We start from the raw sequence: 17,771 nt of genomic DNA, 5'->3' as shown, positions 1-17,771 counted from the left end.
GCAATCCCGGGACCCCGAAGCTTGCGCAGTTCATGCGCTCCGACATCAGGTAGGCCATCCATGCCCACAGAACTCCTGCAGCTCTGCCCGCTCATGCCTGCCTTGGAGAAGGCGCTCGCCGAGCGGTTCATCGTTCATCGCTTCTTCGAGGTGGCCGACGCCGATGCGTTCCTTGCCGAGAATGCATCCCGTGTTCGCGGCGTCGTCACCGGCGGGCACATCGGCATTTCGGCCGAGCTTGCCGCGCGCCTTCCGGCGCTCGAGATCGTCGCCATCAACGGCGTCGGTTTCGACAAGGTCGATCTCGCCGAGGCGAAGCGGCGAGGGGTGCGCGTTTCCAACACGCCCGACGTCCTGACCGAGGACGTCGCCGATCTCGCGATCGGCCTCATCGTCTCAGCGCTCCGCCAGATTCCGCGCGGCGACGGCCATGTGCGCGCCGGTCGCTGGCCGTCGGGCGACTTGGCCCTCGGCTCGAAGGTCTCGCGCCGCCGCTACGGGATCTTCGGTTTCGGGCGGATCGGCCAGGCTATCGCGCGTCGGCTCGAAGGGTTCGATGCAGAACTCGCCTATGCCAGCCGTTCGCCGGTCGAGACCGCCGTGCGCGCCGTCGGGAGCCTCCATGAACTCGCGGCCTGGAGCGACGTCCTGGTCATCGCGGCCTCGGCTTCCCCGGAAACGCGCAACGTCGTGGATGCCGGCGTTCTCGATGCGCTGGGCACGAAAGGCGTTCTCGTCAACGTCGCACGCGGATCGCTGGTCGACGAGGCGGCGCTTCTCGACGCGCTGGAGGCCGGGCGCATCGCCGGCGCCGCGCTCGATGTCTTCGCCGACGAGCCGCGTGTGCCCGAGCGCTTCTTCTCCCTGCCCAACGTCGTCCTCACCCCGCATATGGCGAGCGCCACGCATGAGACGCGCCAAGCGATGGCGGATCTCGTGCTCGCCAATCTCGACGCCCACTTTGCCGGACGCGAAATGCCGACGGCGCTCGTTTGAGTGGGCCGGCTCGCGCGGCCTCGAACGGGGCGTCCGTCGTCGTCGTGAGGGCGTGTGCGGTTCGGGCAAGACCACGTCGGGGCCGGCGCTGGCGGGCCGGCATGGGTTCCGCTTCCTCGATGCCGACGATGTCCACCTGGCCCGGAACGTCGCGAAGATGCGCGCGGGCTTGCCGCTCGACGCCGCCGACCGGGCGCCGTGGCTTAAGTGGCTGGCGGGGCTTCTCGCCGGAGCGGAGGCACCGACGACGCCGGCCTGTTCCGCGCTGGAGGCGCGCGACCGGGAAACGCTGGCGTCGCGATGCCCGCAGGCGCTTTCCGTGCATCACGCCGGATCGCGCGTCCTCACCGGAGCCCGCCTTTCGGCCCGCACCGACCACTACATGCCGGCCTCGCTTCCGGAGAGCCAGGTGACCGCGCTGGAGGCGCCCGGCGAGGCGGCGCATCCCTGACCCTGCGTTGCGACCAGCCCGTCGACCTGCTGTGCGCCGCCGTTCTTTCGATTGGGCGACCTGATGGGAGCAGGCCGGGCGTGCCGCGGGCCACGCCATCGCGCTGCGATGGCCTGCGCGCAGCCGCCGCTCGCCTCAGGAAAGGGGGGCGAGACGAACGGACCGGTCTCCAGCGAGCCTTCCGTCTCATCCGTTCCTCCGACGGTGAATCGGGCGCCGCTGGAGCGAGGCACAGGCGAAACTGTCAGGGACACTTTCCGTTTCGCCGGTTTCCCGTCGTGATGATGCTGAATGGCGAGGCACAATGGAGCCCGGCCCGACGACCTCACCTCGCGGACGGGCGTCGTCCGGCGAAGGCGTCGGCGACGAGCGTCCGCAGCGTGTCCCGTTCGAGCGGGGCCGGGTTCCAGTAGGGGTTGGCCAGCACGAGGTCCGGCACGTCGTCGATCGCCCTCTCGGGCAGGCCGAAGGATTGGAGCGCCATCTTGGCGCCGAGCCGCTCGGCGAGATCGAAGGTCGCGGCCGCCGGATCGTCCGTGCGCAGGGCACGCCGCAGCGCCTGCATCGCCTCCGGCGCGGCGCCGGCATTGTAGGCGATCGCGTGCGGCAGCACCGCCGTATGCGTCTCGGCGTGCGGCAGGTTGTAGGTGCCGCCCAGCGTGTGGCAGATCTTGTGGTGGAGCGCCATGCCGACGCTGCCGAGGCAGACGCCGCAGAGCCAGGCCCCGAACAGGGCATCCGACCGGGCCTCGCGATCGTCCGGGTGCCGGTGGATCGCGGGCAGGGCCATGCCTAGGCTTTCGACCGCGCGCTCGGCCATCATCGAGATGATCGGGTTCGCCTCGCGGGCATAGAGCGCCTCGACCGCATGGGCGATGGCGTTCATGCCGCTGGTGACCGACATCGCGACGGGAAGCGTCAGCGTGAGGTCGACGTCGTAGATGACGACCTCGGGCAGGATTCTCGGATCGGATTTCGTGACCTTGCGGCCGTTCTCGGTCTCGCCGAGGATCGGCGTCATCTCGGAGCCGGCATAGGTCGTCGGGGCGACGATCTGCGGCAGGTCGGTGCGCAGCGCGATGGCCTTGGCGAGCCCCGTGGTCGAGCCGCCGCCGACCGCCACCAGCCCGTCGATGCCGTTGGCCGTGACGACATTCATGGCCCTTGCGGTGACGTCGTTCGGAGTGTGCATCCGGGCGCCGGCGAAGACGCCGGCCGCCCGCGCCCCGATGCGCCCGGCGATGCGATGCGCGTCGGCTTCCTGCTCGAGCGTCGCCACCACGAGCACACGCGACAGGCCGAGGCGCTCGACCTCTTCCGGCAGCCGCGCGAGCGTGCCGGAGCCGAAGATCACGCGGGCCGGGTGGGCGTTGTAGACGAAGTCACGCATCGTGGCGGCCCTTGTCGGCGTCATCGGACCTTTCCTCGGAGCGGGCGAGCACGAAGGTCCAGTCCACTTTCGTGAAGGGATTGGGGAAGCCGAGTTCGGCGGCCCGTGCCGCGTCGTCGACCGTCTGGAAGTCGGCGATGAGGTCGGCCTTCACGCCGAACACCGCGTCGGTGTGCAGATACGGGCAGTCCGGCGTGAAGAGGTGTGTCGTCACCTCTTCGAACCCCGGCGCGCCCACGATGAAATGGATATGGGCGGGACGGTAGGGGTGGCGGCCGAGGGCGCCCAGCAACTGGCCGACCGGGCCGTCGGCCGGGATCGGGTAGAAGCGCGGCTTGACCGAGCGGAACCAGAACTCGCCGTCGAGGCCCGAGGTGAAGACGCCGCGCAGGTTGAAGTCCGGCTGCACGCCCTGCTGCTGCACGTCGTAGAAGCCCTCGTCGTTGGCCTGCCAGACGTCGAGCGTGGCACCCGCGATCGGGCGCCCGTCCGTGTCGACGACGCGCCCGGTCACGAGCAGCTTCTCGCCCTTGCCGTCGAGACAGATGTCGTGGCCGTTCTCGTAGTGCGGGGCGTTGGAGACGTGGAAGGGACCGAGCACCGTCGTCTCGGTGGCGCCGCGCGGCTTGCGGTTGTCGATCGCATCGACCAGCATCGAGACGCCGAGGATGTCGGACAGGAGGATCCATTCCTGCCGCCAGTCGCTCGTGATGTGACCGGTCGCGGTGAGGAACTCGATCACCCGCATCCATTCGGCGTTGGACGGCTCGACCTCCTTCACGAAGGCATGGAGGTGGCGCACCGCGCTGTCCATCACGGTCTTCAGCCGCTCGTCCCGGGCATCCCGGTTGCGCGCGATGACGACCTCGGCGGAGTTCTCCTCCGTGAAGTAGCCGTCGCCGGCGGTCGGATCGGTTGCGTCGGTCATCGCGTCTCCTTCGACGGGACCGCCGGCCGGGCCGGGCGGCTCCCGTTTCGTCATCGAGCTTCGTGGAAGACGGTCAGGCCGCGAGCAGCGTGACCTTGATGCAGGCCTGCGGGTCGGCGCCGAGGCGGAAGGCCTCGACGGCTTCCGTCAGCGCGAACTCGTGCGTCTGGATCGGCGACAGGTCGAGCCCAGTGCGCTCCAGGAAGCGGATCGCAGCCGGCCAGACGCCGGGCGAGCCGATGCAGCCCTTCACCTCGAGGTTCTTCATCTGGATCAGGCCGAGGTTCACCGACACCTTGCGCCCGATGTTGATGCCGACCATCGACACGCGGCCTTCCTCGCGCGCGAATTCGAAGGTCGCGGCGAGCGAGGCGTCGTGACCGGCCGCCTCGATGACGAGATCGGCACCCCGGCCGCCGGTCAGCTGCATCACGCGCTCGACCGCGCCGCCGTCGGACGGGTCGAGGGCCTGGTCGGCGCCGAGGGCGAGCGCCACCTCGCGCCGCTTGGCGATGGGATCGACCACGATGACCCGTGCGCCCATGCCGATCGCCGCTGCCGCCGAGACGAGACCGATCGTGCCGCCACCCGAGACCACGACCGTCTCGCTGGCATTGGTGCCGCCCGAACGCTGGACGGCGTAGAAGCCGCAGGTGAAGGGTTCGATCAGCGAGGCCTTCTTGTCGTCGACGGCGTCGGGCAGCTTGTGCAGCCATTCCGGATTGACGTTGAAGTATTCCCGGTCGGCGCCGCTCAAGGAGAAGCCGAAGTGGTGAAGCCGTTCGGGCGTGCGAACCACGCATTCGCCCACCACCCGGTCGCCGACCGCAAAGCCCTTCACGTCGCGGCCGACCTCGACGATCTCGCCCGCCCATTCGTGGCCAGGCGTCACCGGATAGGAGATCGGGATGATGTAGCGGCCGGCGAGGAGCTCGTAGTCGGAGTGGCAGATGCCGACGGCGCGCGTCCTCACCAAGACCTCGGTCGGGGCGATCCGCGGCATCTCGACGTCGGCGACGACGGGCTTCTCAGGGGCTTCGAAGATCAGGGCTTTCATGGCGTGTCTCTCCCGGGACGCGGTTAGTGGACAGCTTCCACGGCGCCATGTTCCGCCGAGCGGACGATGGCTTCCAGAAGCGCGATATTGGCGATCATCTCCTCGCCGGTAATCGGATAGGGCGCCTCGCCCCGGACCGCGCGGGCAAAGGCGCGCAGGTTGTCGCGCACCGGCTCGGCGGCGCCGACCTCGGCCACCGTGATCGGCGAGCCCGTCGAGGCTCGCGTGACGATCCAGCCGCTCGGCGCCTCGACATGGGTCTTGTCGCGCACCTCGATCCAGCCCTTGGTGCCGAAGACGGCGAAGCGCGAGACGAAAGGCGTGGCGAGCGTCGCCGAGACATAGGCCGAGCCGCCGCCCCGGAAGCGCACATGCGCGCTCATCGTGTCGCCCTGCGGGATGCTCGACGCGAGATTCTCGCAGGACACGCGGACGTCGGACGCCGGGCCCATCAGCTTCACGGCGAGATCCGTCAGGTGGATGCCGGTCGCCGTCATGCCGCCGGCGGGCGCCTGGTCCGCCTTCAGCCGCCAGTTCTCGGCCGGCAGCGACAGGAACTTGTCGTGGCTGAAATTGGCCTCGATCTGAAGGATGCGGCCGAGACCGTCCTCGCGCGCGAGATCGAGGATCTCGGCGATCGGCGGCTCGAAGCGGCGCTCGTGGCCCATGCCGAGCACGAGCCCGGCGTCGGTGCAGAGCCGGACGGCCTTTTCCGCGCCGGCCTTCGTGAGCGCCAGCGGCTTCTCGCAGAAGACGTGCTTGCCGGCCGCGACGCAGGCCTCGATCTGCGCCTCGTGCAGCGCGTGCGGGGTCGCGAGGATCACGGCTTCGACGGCGGGGTCGGCGAGCGCGGTCTCGAGATCGGCCGAGAAGGCCATGCCGTATTGTGCGGCGAACTCCGCCGCCTCCGGCGCGGGGTCGACCGCGCGCACGAGCTTCAGTCCGGCATCGCCGCCCGACATCAGGCGGGTCATCTTGCGGCCCCACCATCCGAGGCCGACGATCGCTGTCTTGACGGGTTCCATCGTGGCGGCTCCTAGCGGTTGTCGACGCGCTTGAGGAACGGGTGGATCTCCACCTTTTCCCAGATGCCGGCCCGGTTGAAGGGATCGGCGGCGTTGAAGGCGAGGACCTCGTCCTTGCTGTCGGCTTCGAGGAGGAAGAGCGAGCCGATCATGGTCTCGTTGTCGTCGGCCACCAGCGGCCCCGAGATGACGCTCCTGACGGAGGCGGACGCGAGATAGGCCTTGTGCGCGTCGTAGTGCGCGAGGCGGTCCTGGACGGCGTTCGGCCGGTCGAGGCAATGGACGATGAAGTGCATGACAGGGGTCCGTTTGCGACTGGGGAGGATCAGGCGGCCGAGTAGCCGCCGTCGACCATGAGAAGTTGCGCGGTGATGCCGCTCGCCGCGTCCGAGAGCAGGAAGGCGACGGCGCTTGCGATCTCGTCCGGCGAGACGAGGCGGCCGATCGGCTGATCGTCCATCCAGCGGGCCATGATCTCGGGCTGCTTGATGCCGACCTCCGCCAGCATGACCGTGTCGGTGTAGCCGGGGCCGACGGCGTTCACGCGAACGCCCCGCTTTGCCCATTCGACGCCGAGAACGCGGCACATGTGCGCGACGCCGGCCTTCGACACGTCGTAGCCGACGTGCAGCTCCGGCCGGACCACCTTGACGCCCGCGATCGAGGACGTCGCGACGATTGCGCCGCGTCCGCGCTCCAACATGTTCGCGGCGAAGGCGCGGATGGTGAAGTAGACGCCGTCGAGGTTGATGCGCATGACGCGCTGCCAGTCCTCGTCCGAGTGATCGGCGCCCGGCCGCTCGTAGGCCATGCCGGCATTGGCGAAGAGGAGATCGACCCGGCCGTGCCGCGACAGGATTTCGTCGCGCGCGGCGTCGATGGACCGGGAATCCGTCACGTCGAAGGCGATCCAGTCGGCGCTAAGGCCCTCGTTCGCAAGGTCCTCTGCGACGGATCGCACCGCCTCGTCCCGGTCGGCCGCGACGACGGTCGCCCCGAGCCGGGCGAGCTCGCGACAGGTCGCGCGGCCGATGCCGCCGGCGCCGCCGGTGACGACGACGATGCGCTCGTCGAGACGGAGCCTGTCCGCCGCGCTCACGCCGAGCCTCCCATCTCCACGAGGATCTTCATGTTGCGGCCCGTCGGGTCGAGCAGCGCCTCGAAGCCCTTGTCGACGACCTCGTCCGGGCGGATCGTCGCGGTGACGATCTTCTCGACCGGGAAGCTGCCGCTCTCGATCATCGCGGCGACGCGCGGCCAGATGTCGGTCGGATAGCACCACGTCGCCTCGACCGTGATGTCCTTCAGCGCCCAGAGCATCGCATCGACGGAGGCGCGCCTGATGTGCAGCCCGACCTGGACGACGGTGCCCCGACGGCGAACGGCATCGACGCAGAGATTGAGCGAGGCCTCGGCGCCGACGCATTCGAGCGCGACGTCGACGCCGACCCCGTCCTCCGTCGCAGCGCGGATCGCGGCCGGAATGTCCTCACCCGAGCGCGGATCGAAGACGACCGCCTCCGGCACCAATTCCTTCGCCAGCGCCCGCCGGTTCGGGTTGGGCTCGGAGACAAAGATCGGCGCGGCGCCCGCCGCCTTGACCGCCAGAAGCGTCAGCGCGCCGATGGGCCCGATCCCCGAGACGAGGACGCTCGATCCTGCCTCCACCCGGCCGCGGTCAACGCCGTAGAGCGCGACGGCGGCCGGCTCGATCATGGCCGCCTGGACGTCGGTCAGCCCTTCGGAGACCTTGAAGACGTTGTAGCCGTTGAGGACCGCCCGTTCCCCGAGCCCGCCCCATGCCCAGGACAGGCCGACGCAGGCCATCTTCTCGCTGAGATGATAGAGGCCGCGACGACCGTAATAGTCGTCCCGCGGCGAGATCAACGGCTGGATGGAAACCTTGTCGCCGGGCGCGACATGGCTGATCTCGCTGCCGACCTTGAGGACGCGGGCGGAGAACTCGTGGCCGAGGATCTGCGGCAGCGTGGCGCCGGAATAGACGTGCGGCTGGATCGGGGTCACGATCGGCCCCGCCACGTATTCATGCAGGTCCGTTCCGCAGATGCCGCACACCAGCGGCTCGACGAGGACCTCGTCGGGCGCGAGGTCTTCGGAAGGCGCCGGGACGTCCTCCAGCCGGATGTCGCGCTGGGCGTGATAGCGGACAGCTTTCATGACACGCTCCCCCTTACTGTGCCGTGTAGCCGCCGTCGCAGACGAGGCTGGCGCCCGTCACGAAACGGGATTCGTCGGAGGCGAGGAAGAGCACGCAGTTGGCGATGTCGACTGGCTCGGCCAGCGGCAGAACGTGCTTGGCGGACATCATCTCGAGGTAGTGGTCGAGGCCGCCCGGATAGGTCTCCCCGGCCTTCATGAAGAGCGGGGTCTTGGTCGAGCCGGGATGCACCGCGTTGACGCGAATGCCGTGCTGGCCGTAGCAGATCGCGTCCGTCTTGGTCATCGCGAGCACCGCGCCCTTGGTGGCGTGGTAGGGCGGCAGGTCGTCGTTGCCGATGAGGCCGTAGATCGACGAGAAGTTGACGATCGAGCCGCGCTTCCTCTCCATCATCGCGCGCACGGCATGCTTGGTGCAGAGGAAGACGCCGCGCACGTTGACGGCGAAGATGCGGTCCCAGTCCTCGACCGCCACCTCGTGCGCCAGCTTGTTGACGCCGGTGATGGCCGCATTGTTGACCAGCACGTCGAGCGTGCCCCACTGCGAGACGACGGCGCCGACGGCACTCTCGACATCGCTCTCCTTCGACACGTCGCAGCGGTGGAACTCGGCTTGCGCGCCTGTCCTGCGGATCGTCTCCACGGTCTCGCGTCCCGCATCCTCGACCACGTCGAACACGGCGACGCGCGCGCCCTCTTCGGCAAAGCGGTGGCACGTCGCCTCGCCGATGCCGGTGCCGCCACCGGTGACTATCGCCACCTTTCCTTCGAGCCGTGCCATGATGTCCTCCCGTTCGATTGCGTCTATGTCTTGAGGGCTCGCGCAGAGCCGGACCCGTTCCGGGGTCAGGTGAGAACCATCCCGCCGTCGATCATCACCGTCTGGCCGGTCATGGTGTCGGAGGCGGGGGAGGCGAGGAACGCCGTGGTTCCGACGATGTCGGCGGGCGTCGAAGGCCGGCCGATGAGGATCGACTGCGAGAACTCGTTGATCGCCTGCGAGGGCGTCTCGGTCAGGCCGTGGTCCATGAACTCGCGGTCGAGCTGTTGCCAGAGCTCGGTGGCCACGACGCCCGGCGCGAAGGCGTTGACCGTGATGCGGTGCTCGGCGAGCGCGCGGGCTGCAGCCTGCGTGAGCGCCACGACGGCGAACTTCGAGGCGCAGTAGTGGGCAAAGAGCGGGTAGCCCTGCTTGCCCGCGATCGAGGCGGTGTTGACGATCTTGCCGCCGCCACCCTGGCTGATCATCTGCCGGGCGGCTTCCTGCGTGCCGAGGAGGACGCCGCGCCCGTTCACCGCCATGATGCGGTCGAAGTCGGCCTCGCTCACCTCCATGAAGGGGCAGGTCTGGCTGATGCCGGCATTGTTGAAGAGAACGTCGAGCCGGCCGAACTCGGCGACCGTCCGCTCCACCATGGCGCTCACGCTGTCGCGCCGCGACACGTCGACGTCGATTCCGATCGCGGCGCCGCCATCGCTGCGGATGGCGTCCGCGACCGCTTCCGCGCGGGCCCCGTCGAGATCGGCCACCGCGACTCTTGCGCCCCTGGCCGCGAGATCGCGGGCGATGGCCTCGCCGATGCCGCGCCCGGCGCCGGTGACGATGATGCTGCGGCCGTCGAGAGAGTGTGTCATGTCCGTTGCTCCCTTCAGCGCCCGCGCTTCACGTAGAAGCTGGCGGCCACGATGATCACGACGCCCTTCAGGATGATCTGCATCTGCACGGGCAGGCCGAGCATCACGACGAGGTTGGAGATCGCGACGAGGATGGCCGCCCCGGTGAGGGCGCCGGCGACCGTCCCCTTACCGCCCGAGAGCGCGATGCCGCCGACCACGGCCGCCACGATCGAGTCGAGTTCGAAACCACGGCCGACGAAGTTGTCGACGACCCCGACGAAGCCGGCGAGCACCAGCCCCGCGAGCGCCGCGCAGGCCCCGCTGACGACGTAGGCGAGGAGGGTGACGAGGTCGGAGCGGATGCCGACGAGATGGGCGGTGACGGGATTGCCGCCGGTGATGAAGACGCGTCGGCCGAAGGCGCTGCGGTGAAGCGCGACGGCCGCGAGGATCGCCACGGCGACGAGGAAGAAGATGTTGTAGGGAACGCCGTTGAAGGTGCCGGCGCCGATCGTGCGGAAGAGGGGCGGCACGTTCCCCGAGGGCGCGCCTTGCGTCCAGGCCGTGCGCGCGCCCTGCAGCACGATCATCGTGGCGAGCGTCGCGAGGAACGGCGACACGCGGCGGCGCGTCACGAGAAGGCCGTTGACGAGGCCGACCGCCATCCCGATCGCGATCGCGGTGGCGAAGACGAAGGGCACGTCGGCGTTGACGCCGTTGAAGGCGGTGGCGGTGACGGCGGCCGTCGCCATGACCGAGGCGACCGACAGGTCGAGGCCGCGCACCAGGATCACGAAGGTCTGGCCGATCACCACGATGCCGAGCGGGGCGAACTGCAGCAGCATGTTCGAGACGTTGGCACCCGACAGGAAGCCCGGTGCCGCCGCCCCGCCGACCGCGAGGACGAGAAGCAGGAAGATCAGGATGCCGTAGCGCGATAGGTGCCGCCGGAAGGGCGCGGGCGCCAGGGCCGCGTCGAGGGGCTTCACCAAGGTGGTCCGTGCCTCGCTCATGCCAGCCCCCGCTGCTTTTCGACGTAGACCGACACGGCCAGGATGATGACGAGACCCTGAACGACGAGCTGGTAGTGGCTCGAGATGTCGAGGAAGTTCAGCATGTTGTTGAGAAGTGAGACGAGGTAGACGCCGAGCAGCGTGCCGATCACCCCGCCGCGCCCACCCGTCAGCATCGTGCCGCCGACGACGACCGGCGTGATCGAGGCGAGCGTGTAGTTGGCGCCGGTGTAGGGCTGGCCAGCGCTGAAGCGGCTGACGAGGTAGATCGCGGTGAGCGCGGCGAAGAAACCCGAGGCGGCATACACCCCGACGAGGATCCGCCGACGCGGCAGACCCATCAGGTCGGCGGCGTGCGCGTCGTCGCCCACCGCATAGATGCGTCGTCCCGTGCGGGTGTTGTTCAGGAAGAACGAGACGAGAAGGAAGAGCGCGAGCGCGATCGTCGCGCCGATCGACAGGCCGCCGGCGAAGGTGCCGTAGGCGAAGACGTCGAACTCCAGCGGCACGCCGCCGACCGGTCCGAGACCGTAGAGAAGGGCGATGCCCTGCACGATGGCCCCCGTGCCGAGCGTGACGATCAGGGGATGGACGCCGGTCGACACGATCAGGCCACCGTTGAGGGCACCGATCAGGGTGCCGAGGGCGAGCACGCCGGCCAACACCGGCACGACCATCTCGGCGCGCCCGTCGATGAGGCCAGAGGTCAGCATCGACAGGAGGCTCACCACCGAGCCGACCGACAGGTCGATGCCGCCGGTCAGCACCGTCAGCGTCTGGCCGAGGCTGACGAGCGCCAGGCCCGTCGACTGCTCGTAGACGTTGAGGATATTGCCCGTGGTGGCGAACCGGTCGGAGACGAAGGCGCCGACGGCGAACAGGGCGACGAGGAGGGCGAGGACGACGAGGAGGCCGGTTCGGCTTCCGGTCAGGGCGCGCGACAGGGTGGCGGACATGCGTTCTCCCTCCTTCAGCCGGCCATGCGGCGCGTGGCGAGTTCGACCACGGCTTCCTCGGTGATCTCACCGGGCCCGAGTTCGCCGGTGACGAGGCCTTCGCGCATGACGACGACGCGCTCCGACATGCCGACGATCTCGGGGAGTTCCGACGAGATCATCAGGATCGCGACGCCGCGGTCGGCGAGTTCCTGCATGATGCGGTAGATCTCGGTCTTGGCGCCCACGTCGACGCCGCGCGTCGGCTCGTCGAGGATCAGGAGCCGCGTCGAGGTGCGCGCCCAGCGGGCGACGATCACCTTCTGCTGGTTGCCGCCCGACATCACCGCGACCGGCGTGCCGGGGCCGCGGCAGGCGATGCGGAAGGAGGCGATGGCCTCGTCGGCGACCGCGTCCTCGCGGCGCCGGTCGAAGAGGCCGGCCCGCGTGAATTCGGGCAGCGTCGACGCCGACACGTTGGCGGCGACGTCGAGGAGCATGGCGAGGCCCTGGCCCTTGCGGTCCTCGGTCACGAGGCCGATCCCGAGCTCGATCGCGCGGCGCGGCGAACCGATGTCGACGGTTCGTCCCTCGACGAGGACCTCGCCGCCGCTTTTCTTCAAGGCGCCGAACAGGGCGAGAGCCAGTTCCGATCGCCCGGCGCCGACCATGCCGGCGAGCCCCGTGATCTCGCCCGCCCGCAACGCGATCGAGGCGCCGCGCACGCGTCCGGGCACGTCGATGTCGCGCGCCTCGACGACCACGGGACCGGGCGTCTTCGGCCCACGGCGCTTGGGAAAGAGTTCGGCGAGGTTGCGCCCGACCATGAGCGCGATGAGCTGGTCGCGCGTCACCTCGCCGATCGGCCGGCTGGCGACGAAGCCGCCGTCCTTGAGGACGGTCACGCGGTCGCAGAGGGCGAAGATTTCCTCCAGCCGATGGGAGATGTAGACGATGGCGACGCCGGCATCGCGCAGGCGGCGAAGGCGCTCGAACAGGACGTCGACCTCGCGGCCGGAGATCACGGCGGTCGGCTCGTCGAGGATCAGGAGCTTGACGTCGTGGATCAGCGCCTTGGCGATCTCGACCATCTGCTGGTCGGCGACCGACAGGTCGCGGACACGGCTGCGCGGATCGATGTCGATGCCGAACCGCTCCAGGAGCGCCTTGGCGTCGGCGCGGGTGCGGCGGTGGTCGATGAGGCCGAGCCGGTTGCGGCGCTCGTGACCGATGAAGATGTTCTCGGCGACGCTGAGATGCGGGAAGAGGACGAATTCCTGGTAGATCACGTGGACGCCGTGCCGCTTGGCGTCGCCCGGACCCTTCCAGACCGTCGGCTGGCCGTCGAAGGTGATGGTGCCGGCATCGGGCTGGTGGACGCCCGCGATCACGCGCGTCAGCGTCGACTTGCCCGCGCCGTTCTCGCCGACCAGCGCATGGATCTCGCCCGATCGTGCTTCGAAATCGACGTCGTTGAGGGCGCGCACGCCCGGAAAGCCCTTGGCAATACCCTTGAGCATCAGCATGGCCGGTCTCCCGCGACAGACTGGGGGATGGGCGGCCCGGCCGGAGCCGGGCCGCCGTTCGACATCAGCGGGGGTAGTCGACGCTGTAGGTCGTCGGATTGTAGTCCGCGCCCATGCCGCCGGTGACGAGCATGTCGGCGGGGCCGTTCGGCACCACGACCTCCGAGATCGGCAGGTCGCGGCGGATCGAGGCGGTCTCGTCGCCGTCCGTCGTCGCGATCTGCGAGTTGATCTCGTAGATGCAGGGCACGGTCTGCCCGTCGAGCACCTTCAGCGCGACGTCGATGCCAACACCCCCCATGGCCGGCGGATAGCCGACTTCGAGCATCGGCACCTTGTGCTGGAGCGCGAGCTGGAGCGGACCGTTGACGTCGGACGTCGTGTGCGGCGGGATCTCGCCGTCTTTCCAGCCCGCCTCGATGAAGGCCTCGATCGACCCCGGCGTCTGGAGGCCGTGCGCCGACCAGACGGCATTGATCTGCTTGCCGTACTTGGAGATCGCGGCCTGCATGACCTGCTTGCCCTTTACCGGGCTCCAGTCGGAATAGACCGTGTCGAGGATCTTGATGCCGGGGTGCTGGTTGAACACCTGCATGGCCGCGCGGGTGCGGATCTCGTTCGGGCTGGAGCCCGCCTGGCCGGCCAGCATGATGACGTTGCCCTGGCCGTTCAGCTTCTCGACGATCCACTGGGCGAAGAGGCGGCCCATCATCGTGTCGGAGGCCGTGACGAACGAGATGAAGTTGTCGGAGGCGATGCGCCGGTCGACCATGACCACCGGGATGCCGCGCTGCATCGCCCGGCTGATCGCGGGATCGAGCGCCTGCTCGGTGTTGGCGCTGACGAGGAGAAGGTCGACCTGACGCGAGATCAGGTCCTGGATGTCGGCGACCTGCTTGGCGTCGTCGTGGCCGGCATCGGTGATGATCAGCTGCTTGATCTTGTCCTTGTGCTCGGCCGCCGCCTTCATCACCGAGTGCTGCATGACGACGCGCCAGCTGTCGCCGAGGCCCGCGTTCGAGAAGCCGATGACGTAGGGCCCGTCCTTCTTGTACTTGGACGTGTCCTTGAAGCAGATATCCTGCGACGGATTGAACAGGAACGTGCGCGGCGCACCCTCGTAGGGCCCTGCATGGGCCGAGCAGATGCCGGCCATGGCGGCGACGGCACTCAAGAGATATCGCCTGAAACCCGTTTTCATATGCAGCTCCTCCCAAAGCGACGGAATGTCTGGAAGGCGCGCAAGTGTTCTCTCCTGCGAATGCTGTTATCGCACCGCAAGATATTCGGCGAACAAAGCTGTAGTCCTCCCACGGGCCTTCGTTCGACCCTGACGACACGTTAATGACCGAGGCGTACCAAGAACAAACCTAGATTTGTCCAAAATGGATATCGTTCGTCTCAACAGCGCCCGGCGCATCGTTCACAACTTGGGCTCACCGGGCGGACCCGCGAAAAGACGGGCGGCGCCGGAGGGGAGGAGCTTCGACATGAGTGAGGATGCACCGCGCGTCGGATGGATCGGCACCGGCAAGATGGGGCGCCCGATGAGCCGGCGCGTCCTGAACGCGGGAATGCCCGTCACGATCTACGAGCCGCTCGCGCAGAACCGGGCGAGCCTCGTGGCGGAAGGGGCGGAGGTCGCCCATACGCTCGCCGACCTCCTGGCCGCCAGCGACATCGTGGCGCTGACGATCCCGAACGACCAGGTGCTGGATGAACTGGCGCTCGGTCCTGCCGGATTCGCGGGACAGATGCGTCCGGGCCAGATCCTGATGGAGATGAGCACGGTTTCGCCCGACATCTCCGCGCGGCTGGCCGCGACCCTTGCCGAACGGGGCGTCGCCTACCTGCGCGCGCCGGTGTCCGGCTCGACCGCGACGGCCGCGAGCGGCCAGCTCTCGGTGATCGTGTCGGGTCCCGAGGCAGCCTTCCATGCCGCGCGGCCGGTGCTCGCCTGCTTCTCGGCGCACCAGTTCCATGTCGGCAACGCCGAGGAGGCGCGCTACCTCAAGCTCGTCCTCAATGCGCTGGTCGGCTCGATGTCGGCGCTCGTCGCCGAGGCACTGACGCTCGGGCGCAAGGGCGGCCTCGACACCGCCACCATGCTCGACGTCATCGCGCACAGCGCCGTCGCCTCGCCGCTTCTCGCCTACAAGCGCGACCTTCTCGTCTCGCGCGACTTCGACCCGGCCTTCACGGTCGAGCAGATGATGAAGGACTTCGACCTGATCCTCGGCGCCGCGCGCCACGACCACGTGCCGATGCAGCTGACCGCGCTGGTGCGCCAGCAATACGAGGGCGCCTACGCGGCCGGGCTTGCGGGGCAGGACTTCTTCGTGCTCCTCGAACAGTGCGAGCGGCAGGCCGGCTTTGCGCCGGCGGAGGCGTCGACGGGCGCGGGCGACGACCGGCAGCAGGCCGCCGCGCATCGTCGCTGAGGCCGCGCGTTGAACGAATACGAGATCCTTCGCGTCATCGAGTTCCTGGAGCAGACGCGCGCGCCGTTTCGCGAGACGATGCCGCTCTGCGACGACGAGCCGATCTGGAACATCACCGCCTTCCTGATGAAGTCGGAGATCCGCGGCCAGATGGTGACCGTCTCGATGCTGGCGCAGGTCACGGGCGTCCCCTACGCGACGTCGATGCGTCTGATCGGGCGGATGGTCGACGGCGGGGTGATCCTGCGCGTGCCGCGCGGGCGCACCGGCAAGAGCCATTCGCTCCATCCGGGCGACGAGATGCGCCGCGCCTTCCTAGCCTATGCGCGGTCGATGAAGGCCCTGATCGCGCGCACGGTCGGTCTGCGCGGGTCGGGCGAGGACGAGGAGCAGTATTACTTCGGCGGGACGCCGCTTGCCTCCCATCCGCCGCCGCCGCCGCGCCTGATGGAGCGGCGCGCCGGTGCGGGGCTCGACATCCGCTTCCTGCTCAACGACGACAACTACTTCTCGGCCATGCGCAACATGTGGGTGGACCTGCGCAGCAATCTGGCCGCCTCGCGCGACTTCAGCCTGCGCCGGCTGCCCGATCTCCACCGCGAGCTTCTAGCGAACGCGCAGCGTCCCGTGTCGAGCTACGACGTCGTCACGGTCAACATGCCCTGGCTCGGCGAGATGGCGGGGCAGGGGCTCCTGCGTCCCCTCGATCCGCTGATCTCGTCCGGCGTCCTCGATCTCACCGACTTCCATCCGGTGATCCAGTCCACCGCCGACTGGCAGGGCGAGACGTTCGGCGTGCCGATCTACTGCACGATCGCGATCCTGGCGGCGCGCAAGGACCTGTTCGAGGAGCGCAACCTCGCGTTTCCGAAGACCTTCGACGAGGTGATCGACAGCGGTCGGCGCTTCCACCAGCCCGAACAGGGCCGCTACGGGATCGTCTTCGACGGCGCGCGCGGCATGCCGATCGCCTCGACCTTCCTGTTCTTCCTCGGCGCCTGCGGCTCGCCCCCGATCGCGCCGAAGGGCGGCGGCCCCATCCGCGCGGGCGACGCCGAGGAGATGATCTCGCTGATCGACGGGCCGGCGGGCCGCGCGGCGCTCGACTACATGCGCCGCCTCCTCGAGATCGCGCCGCCCGACGCGCTCGATCTTGCGTGGGACCAGAACCTGTCCCTGTTCCTGTCGGGCAGCGCCTCCATGGCCTATTGCTGGACCATGCGCGCCTCGCGCATGGAATACGACGTCCAGTCGGTGGTGAAGCGCAAGGTCGAGTACCTGCCGCAGCCGGCCGGGCCCGGCGGCGGCCGCGCCTCGCCGATCGGCGGTTTCCTGCTCGCGATCCCCGCCAATCTGCCGGAGGATCGCGTCGGCCTCGCCGCCGAGGCGATCGCCTGGATGACGTCGGAAAAGGCGATGCACGCGCATGTGCGCAACGGCTTTCCCGTCGCGCCGCGCTTCTCGACCAGCGCCGATCCGGAGGCGAGCGCCGGCTCGCCGATCGTGCGCTTCGTCGACGGCCTCGCGCGTCGCCAGCTCCTGACCACGTGGCAGCGCCCGAATCTGCCGGTCTACACGCGCATGGAGGCCGTGATCGGCCGCGAGATCCATGCCGCGCTGTCGCGCGATAAGAGCGTCGACGCGGCGCTCGCGGACGCCGGATCGGCGATCGGCGAGCTCGTGCGGCAGCCGGCACCCGTTTGACCTTTGAAGACGAAGGAGTTCGATGATGAAGAAGACAGCGCTTGTGGTGGGTGCGAGCGGGATCGTGGGCAGCGCGACGGCCTCGCGTCTCCTGTCGGAAGGGTGGACGGTGCACGGCCTTGCCCGCAAGCCGGTGGAGCAGCCGGGTGTGCGGCCCGTGGCCGCCGACCTGCAGGATGCATCCGGAACGGCGAACGCTCTGCGCGACCTGAAACCGGACAGCGTCTTCATCACGACCTGGTTGCGTCAGCCGACCGAGGCCGAGAACATCCGCGTCAATGCCGGCATGGTGCGCAACCTCCTCGACGGCCTGCGCGCCGCAGGCGGCGAGGTGCGTCACGTCGCGCTCGTCACCGGCCTCAAGCACTACCTCGGACCCTTCGAGGCCTACGGCAAGGGCGAGCTGCCCGAGACCCCGTTCCGCGAGGAACAGGGCCGGCTCGACGTCGCCAACTTCTACTACGCGCAGGAGGACGAGGTGTTTGCCGCCGCCCGGCGCGACGGCTTCAC

The 17,771-nt window shown here is 68.9% G+C and carries 18 protein-coding genes; 5 read left to right on the top strand and 13 right to left on the bottom strand.

Annotated elements, in window-relative coordinates:
- Positions 1-60: 60 nt before the first annotated feature.
- Positions 61-996 carry a 2-hydroxyacid dehydrogenase gene (locus QZ753_RS00570; protein ID WP_294640244.1) on the top strand — a complete coding sequence of 312 codons (936 nt, stop codon included), beginning with the start codon at positions 61-63 and terminating at the stop codon, positions 994-996.
- Positions 997-1,153: 157 nt separating this feature from the next.
- A complete protein-coding gene (locus tag QZ753_RS00565) occupies positions 1,154-1,447 on the top strand; it encodes a hypothetical protein (protein WP_294640242.1) in 294 nt (97 codons plus the stop codon).
- Between the two features lie 325 nt (positions 1,448-1,772).
- Here the strand turns inward: QZ753_RS00565 and QZ753_RS00560 are convergent, their stop codons facing one another.
- The 13 genes from QZ753_RS00560 to QZ753_RS00500 all read right to left on the bottom strand — a co-directional run bounded on the left by QZ753_RS00560 (position 1,773) and on the right by QZ753_RS00500 (position 14,290).
- Positions 1,773-2,861 (bottom strand): maleylacetate reductase, encoded by a 1,089-nt coding sequence (locus tag QZ753_RS00560; RefSeq protein WP_294640240.1) that lies wholly within the window; start codon positions 2,859-2,861, stop codon positions 1,773-1,775.
- The gene (locus QZ753_RS00555; protein WP_294640238.1) at positions 2,830-3,765 is read right to left on the bottom strand and encodes an intradiol ring-cleavage dioxygenase; all 936 of its coding nucleotides are present in this window, start codon (positions 3,763-3,765) and stop codon (positions 2,830-2,832) included. The genes QZ753_RS00560 and QZ753_RS00555 overlap by 32 nt, the downstream gene beginning before the upstream one ends.
- A 73-nt stretch (positions 3,766-3,838) precedes the next feature.
- Positions 3,839-4,822 carry a zinc-binding dehydrogenase gene (locus QZ753_RS00550; RefSeq protein WP_294640235.1) on the bottom strand — a complete coding sequence of 328 codons (984 nt, stop codon included), beginning with the start codon at positions 4,820-4,822 and terminating at the stop codon, positions 3,839-3,841.
- A 23-nt stretch (positions 4,823-4,845) separates the two neighbouring features.
- Positions 4,846-5,847, bottom strand: a complete 1,002-nt coding sequence (locus QZ753_RS00545; RefSeq protein ID WP_294640233.1) for a Gfo/Idh/MocA family oxidoreductase — start codon at positions 5,845-5,847, stop codon at positions 4,846-4,848.
- 11 nt (positions 5,848-5,858) lie between these two features.
- The gene (locus QZ753_RS00540) at positions 5,859-6,143 is read right to left on the bottom strand and encodes a YciI family protein (RefSeq protein ID WP_294640231.1); all 285 of its coding nucleotides are present in this window, start codon (positions 6,141-6,143) and stop codon (positions 5,859-5,861) included.
- A gap of 29 nt (positions 6,144-6,172) precedes the next feature.
- Positions 6,173-6,946, bottom strand: coding sequence for an SDR family NAD(P)-dependent oxidoreductase (locus QZ753_RS00535; RefSeq protein ID WP_294640229.1), 774 nt, complete (start codon positions 6,944-6,946; stop codon positions 6,173-6,175).
- Entirely contained in the window at positions 6,943-8,025 is a 1,083-nt protein-coding gene (locus QZ753_RS00530; protein ID WP_294640227.1) for a 2,3-butanediol dehydrogenase, read from the bottom strand. The genes QZ753_RS00535 and QZ753_RS00530 overlap by 4 nt, the downstream gene beginning before the upstream one ends.
- Before the next feature lie 13 nt (positions 8,026-8,038).
- Positions 8,039-8,806 (bottom strand): SDR family NAD(P)-dependent oxidoreductase, encoded by a 768-nt coding sequence (locus QZ753_RS00525; RefSeq protein WP_294640225.1) that lies wholly within the window; start codon positions 8,804-8,806, stop codon positions 8,039-8,041.
- A gap of 65 nt (positions 8,807-8,871) precedes the next feature.
- On the bottom strand, positions 8,872-9,660 hold the full coding sequence (locus QZ753_RS00520; RefSeq protein ID WP_294640223.1) for a glucose 1-dehydrogenase: 789 nt from the start codon (positions 9,658-9,660) through the stop codon (positions 8,872-8,874).
- Positions 9,661-9,674: 14 nt separating this feature from the next.
- Positions 9,675-10,655 carry an ABC transporter permease gene (locus QZ753_RS00515; protein ID WP_294640221.1) on the bottom strand — a complete coding sequence of 327 codons (981 nt, stop codon included), beginning with the start codon at positions 10,653-10,655 and terminating at the stop codon, positions 9,675-9,677.
- Positions 10,652-11,611, bottom strand: a complete 960-nt coding sequence (locus tag QZ753_RS00510; protein WP_294640219.1) for an ABC transporter permease — start codon at positions 11,609-11,611, stop codon at positions 10,652-10,654. The genes QZ753_RS00515 and QZ753_RS00510 overlap by 4 nt, the downstream gene beginning before the upstream one ends.
- Before the next feature lie 14 nt (positions 11,612-11,625).
- Positions 11,626-13,116 (bottom strand): sugar ABC transporter ATP-binding protein, encoded by a 1,491-nt coding sequence (locus tag QZ753_RS00505; RefSeq protein WP_294640218.1) that lies wholly within the window; start codon positions 13,114-13,116, stop codon positions 11,626-11,628.
- Between the two features lie 64 nt (positions 13,117-13,180).
- Complete coding sequence (locus tag QZ753_RS00500) at positions 13,181-14,290, bottom strand: ABC transporter substrate-binding protein (protein WP_294640216.1); 1,110 nt, start codon at positions 14,288-14,290, stop codon at positions 13,181-13,183.
- A 316-nt stretch (positions 14,291-14,606) separates the two neighbouring features.
- Here QZ753_RS00500 and QZ753_RS00495 point away from each other — a divergent pair, with 316 nt between their 5' ends.
- From QZ753_RS00495 to QZ753_RS00485, 3 genes are all read left to right on the top strand, one after another.
- A complete protein-coding gene (locus QZ753_RS00495; RefSeq protein WP_294640214.1) occupies positions 14,607-15,557 on the top strand; it encodes an NAD(P)-dependent oxidoreductase in 951 nt (316 codons plus the stop codon).
- Between the two features lie 9 nt (positions 15,558-15,566).
- On the top strand, positions 15,567-17,261 hold the full coding sequence (locus tag QZ753_RS00490; protein WP_294640213.1) for an extracellular solute-binding protein: 1,695 nt from the start codon (positions 15,567-15,569) through the stop codon (positions 17,259-17,261).
- Positions 17,262-17,286: 25 nt separating this feature from the next.
- The coding region (locus QZ753_RS00485; protein ID WP_294640211.1) for an NAD-dependent epimerase/dehydratase family protein at positions 17,287-17,771 on the top strand (485 nt) is incomplete at its 3' end.

It is taken from the genome of uncultured Aureimonas sp., assembly GCF_913775355.1.
Classification (GTDB): domain Bacteria; phylum Pseudomonadota; class Alphaproteobacteria; order Rhizobiales; family Rhizobiaceae; genus Aureimonas.
Note: the sequence above shows the minus strand (reverse complement) of the source record. Positions and strands in the feature narration are given on the sequence as shown.

What these genes read in the sequence shown, in the direction of transcription:
- QZ753_RS00570 (WP_294640244.1), top strand. Translation starts at nt 61, where the DNA reads ATGCCCACAGAACTCCTGCAGCTCTGCCCGCTCATGCCTGCCTTGGAG.
- QZ753_RS00565 (WP_294640242.1), top strand. Translation starts at nt 1,154, where the DNA reads ATGCGCGCGGGCTTGCCGCTCGACGCCGCCGACCGGGCGCCGTGGCTT.
- QZ753_RS00560 (WP_294640240.1), bottom strand. Translation starts at nt 2,861, where the DNA reads ATGACGCCGACAAGGGCCGCCACGATGCGTGACTTCGTCTACAACGCC.
- QZ753_RS00555 (WP_294640238.1), bottom strand. Translation starts at nt 3,765, where the DNA reads ATGACCGACGCAACCGATCCGACCGCCGGCGACGGCTACTTCACGGAG.
- QZ753_RS00550 (WP_294640235.1), bottom strand. Translation starts at nt 4,822, where the DNA reads ATGAAAGCCCTGATCTTCGAAGCCCCTGAGAAGCCCGTCGTCGCCGAC.
- QZ753_RS00545 (WP_294640233.1), bottom strand. Translation starts at nt 5,847, where the DNA reads ATGGAACCCGTCAAGACAGCGATCGTCGGCCTCGGATGGTGGGGCCGC.
- QZ753_RS00540 (WP_294640231.1), bottom strand. Translation starts at nt 6,143, where the DNA reads ATGCACTTCATCGTCCATTGCCTCGACCGGCCGAACGCCGTCCAGGAC.
- QZ753_RS00530 (WP_294640227.1), bottom strand. Translation starts at nt 8,025, where the DNA reads ATGAAAGCTGTCCGCTATCACGCCCAGCGCGACATCCGGCTGGAGGAC.
- QZ753_RS00525 (WP_294640225.1), bottom strand. Translation starts at nt 8,806, where the DNA reads ATGGCACGGCTCGAAGGAAAGGTGGCGATAGTCACCGGTGGCGGCACC.
- QZ753_RS00520 (WP_294640223.1), bottom strand. Translation starts at nt 9,660, where the DNA reads ATGACACACTCTCTCGACGGCCGCAGCATCATCGTCACCGGCGCCGGG.
- QZ753_RS00515 (WP_294640221.1), bottom strand. Translation starts at nt 10,655, where the DNA reads ATGAGCGAGGCACGGACCACCTTGGTGAAGCCCCTCGACGCGGCCCTG.
- QZ753_RS00510 (WP_294640219.1), bottom strand. Translation starts at nt 11,611, where the DNA reads ATGTCCGCCACCCTGTCGCGCGCCCTGACCGGAAGCCGAACCGGCCTC.
- QZ753_RS00505 (WP_294640218.1), bottom strand. Translation starts at nt 13,116, where the DNA reads ATGCTGATGCTCAAGGGTATTGCCAAGGGCTTTCCGGGCGTGCGCGCC.
- QZ753_RS00495 (WP_294640214.1), top strand. Translation starts at nt 14,607, where the DNA reads ATGAGTGAGGATGCACCGCGCGTCGGATGGATCGGCACCGGCAAGATG.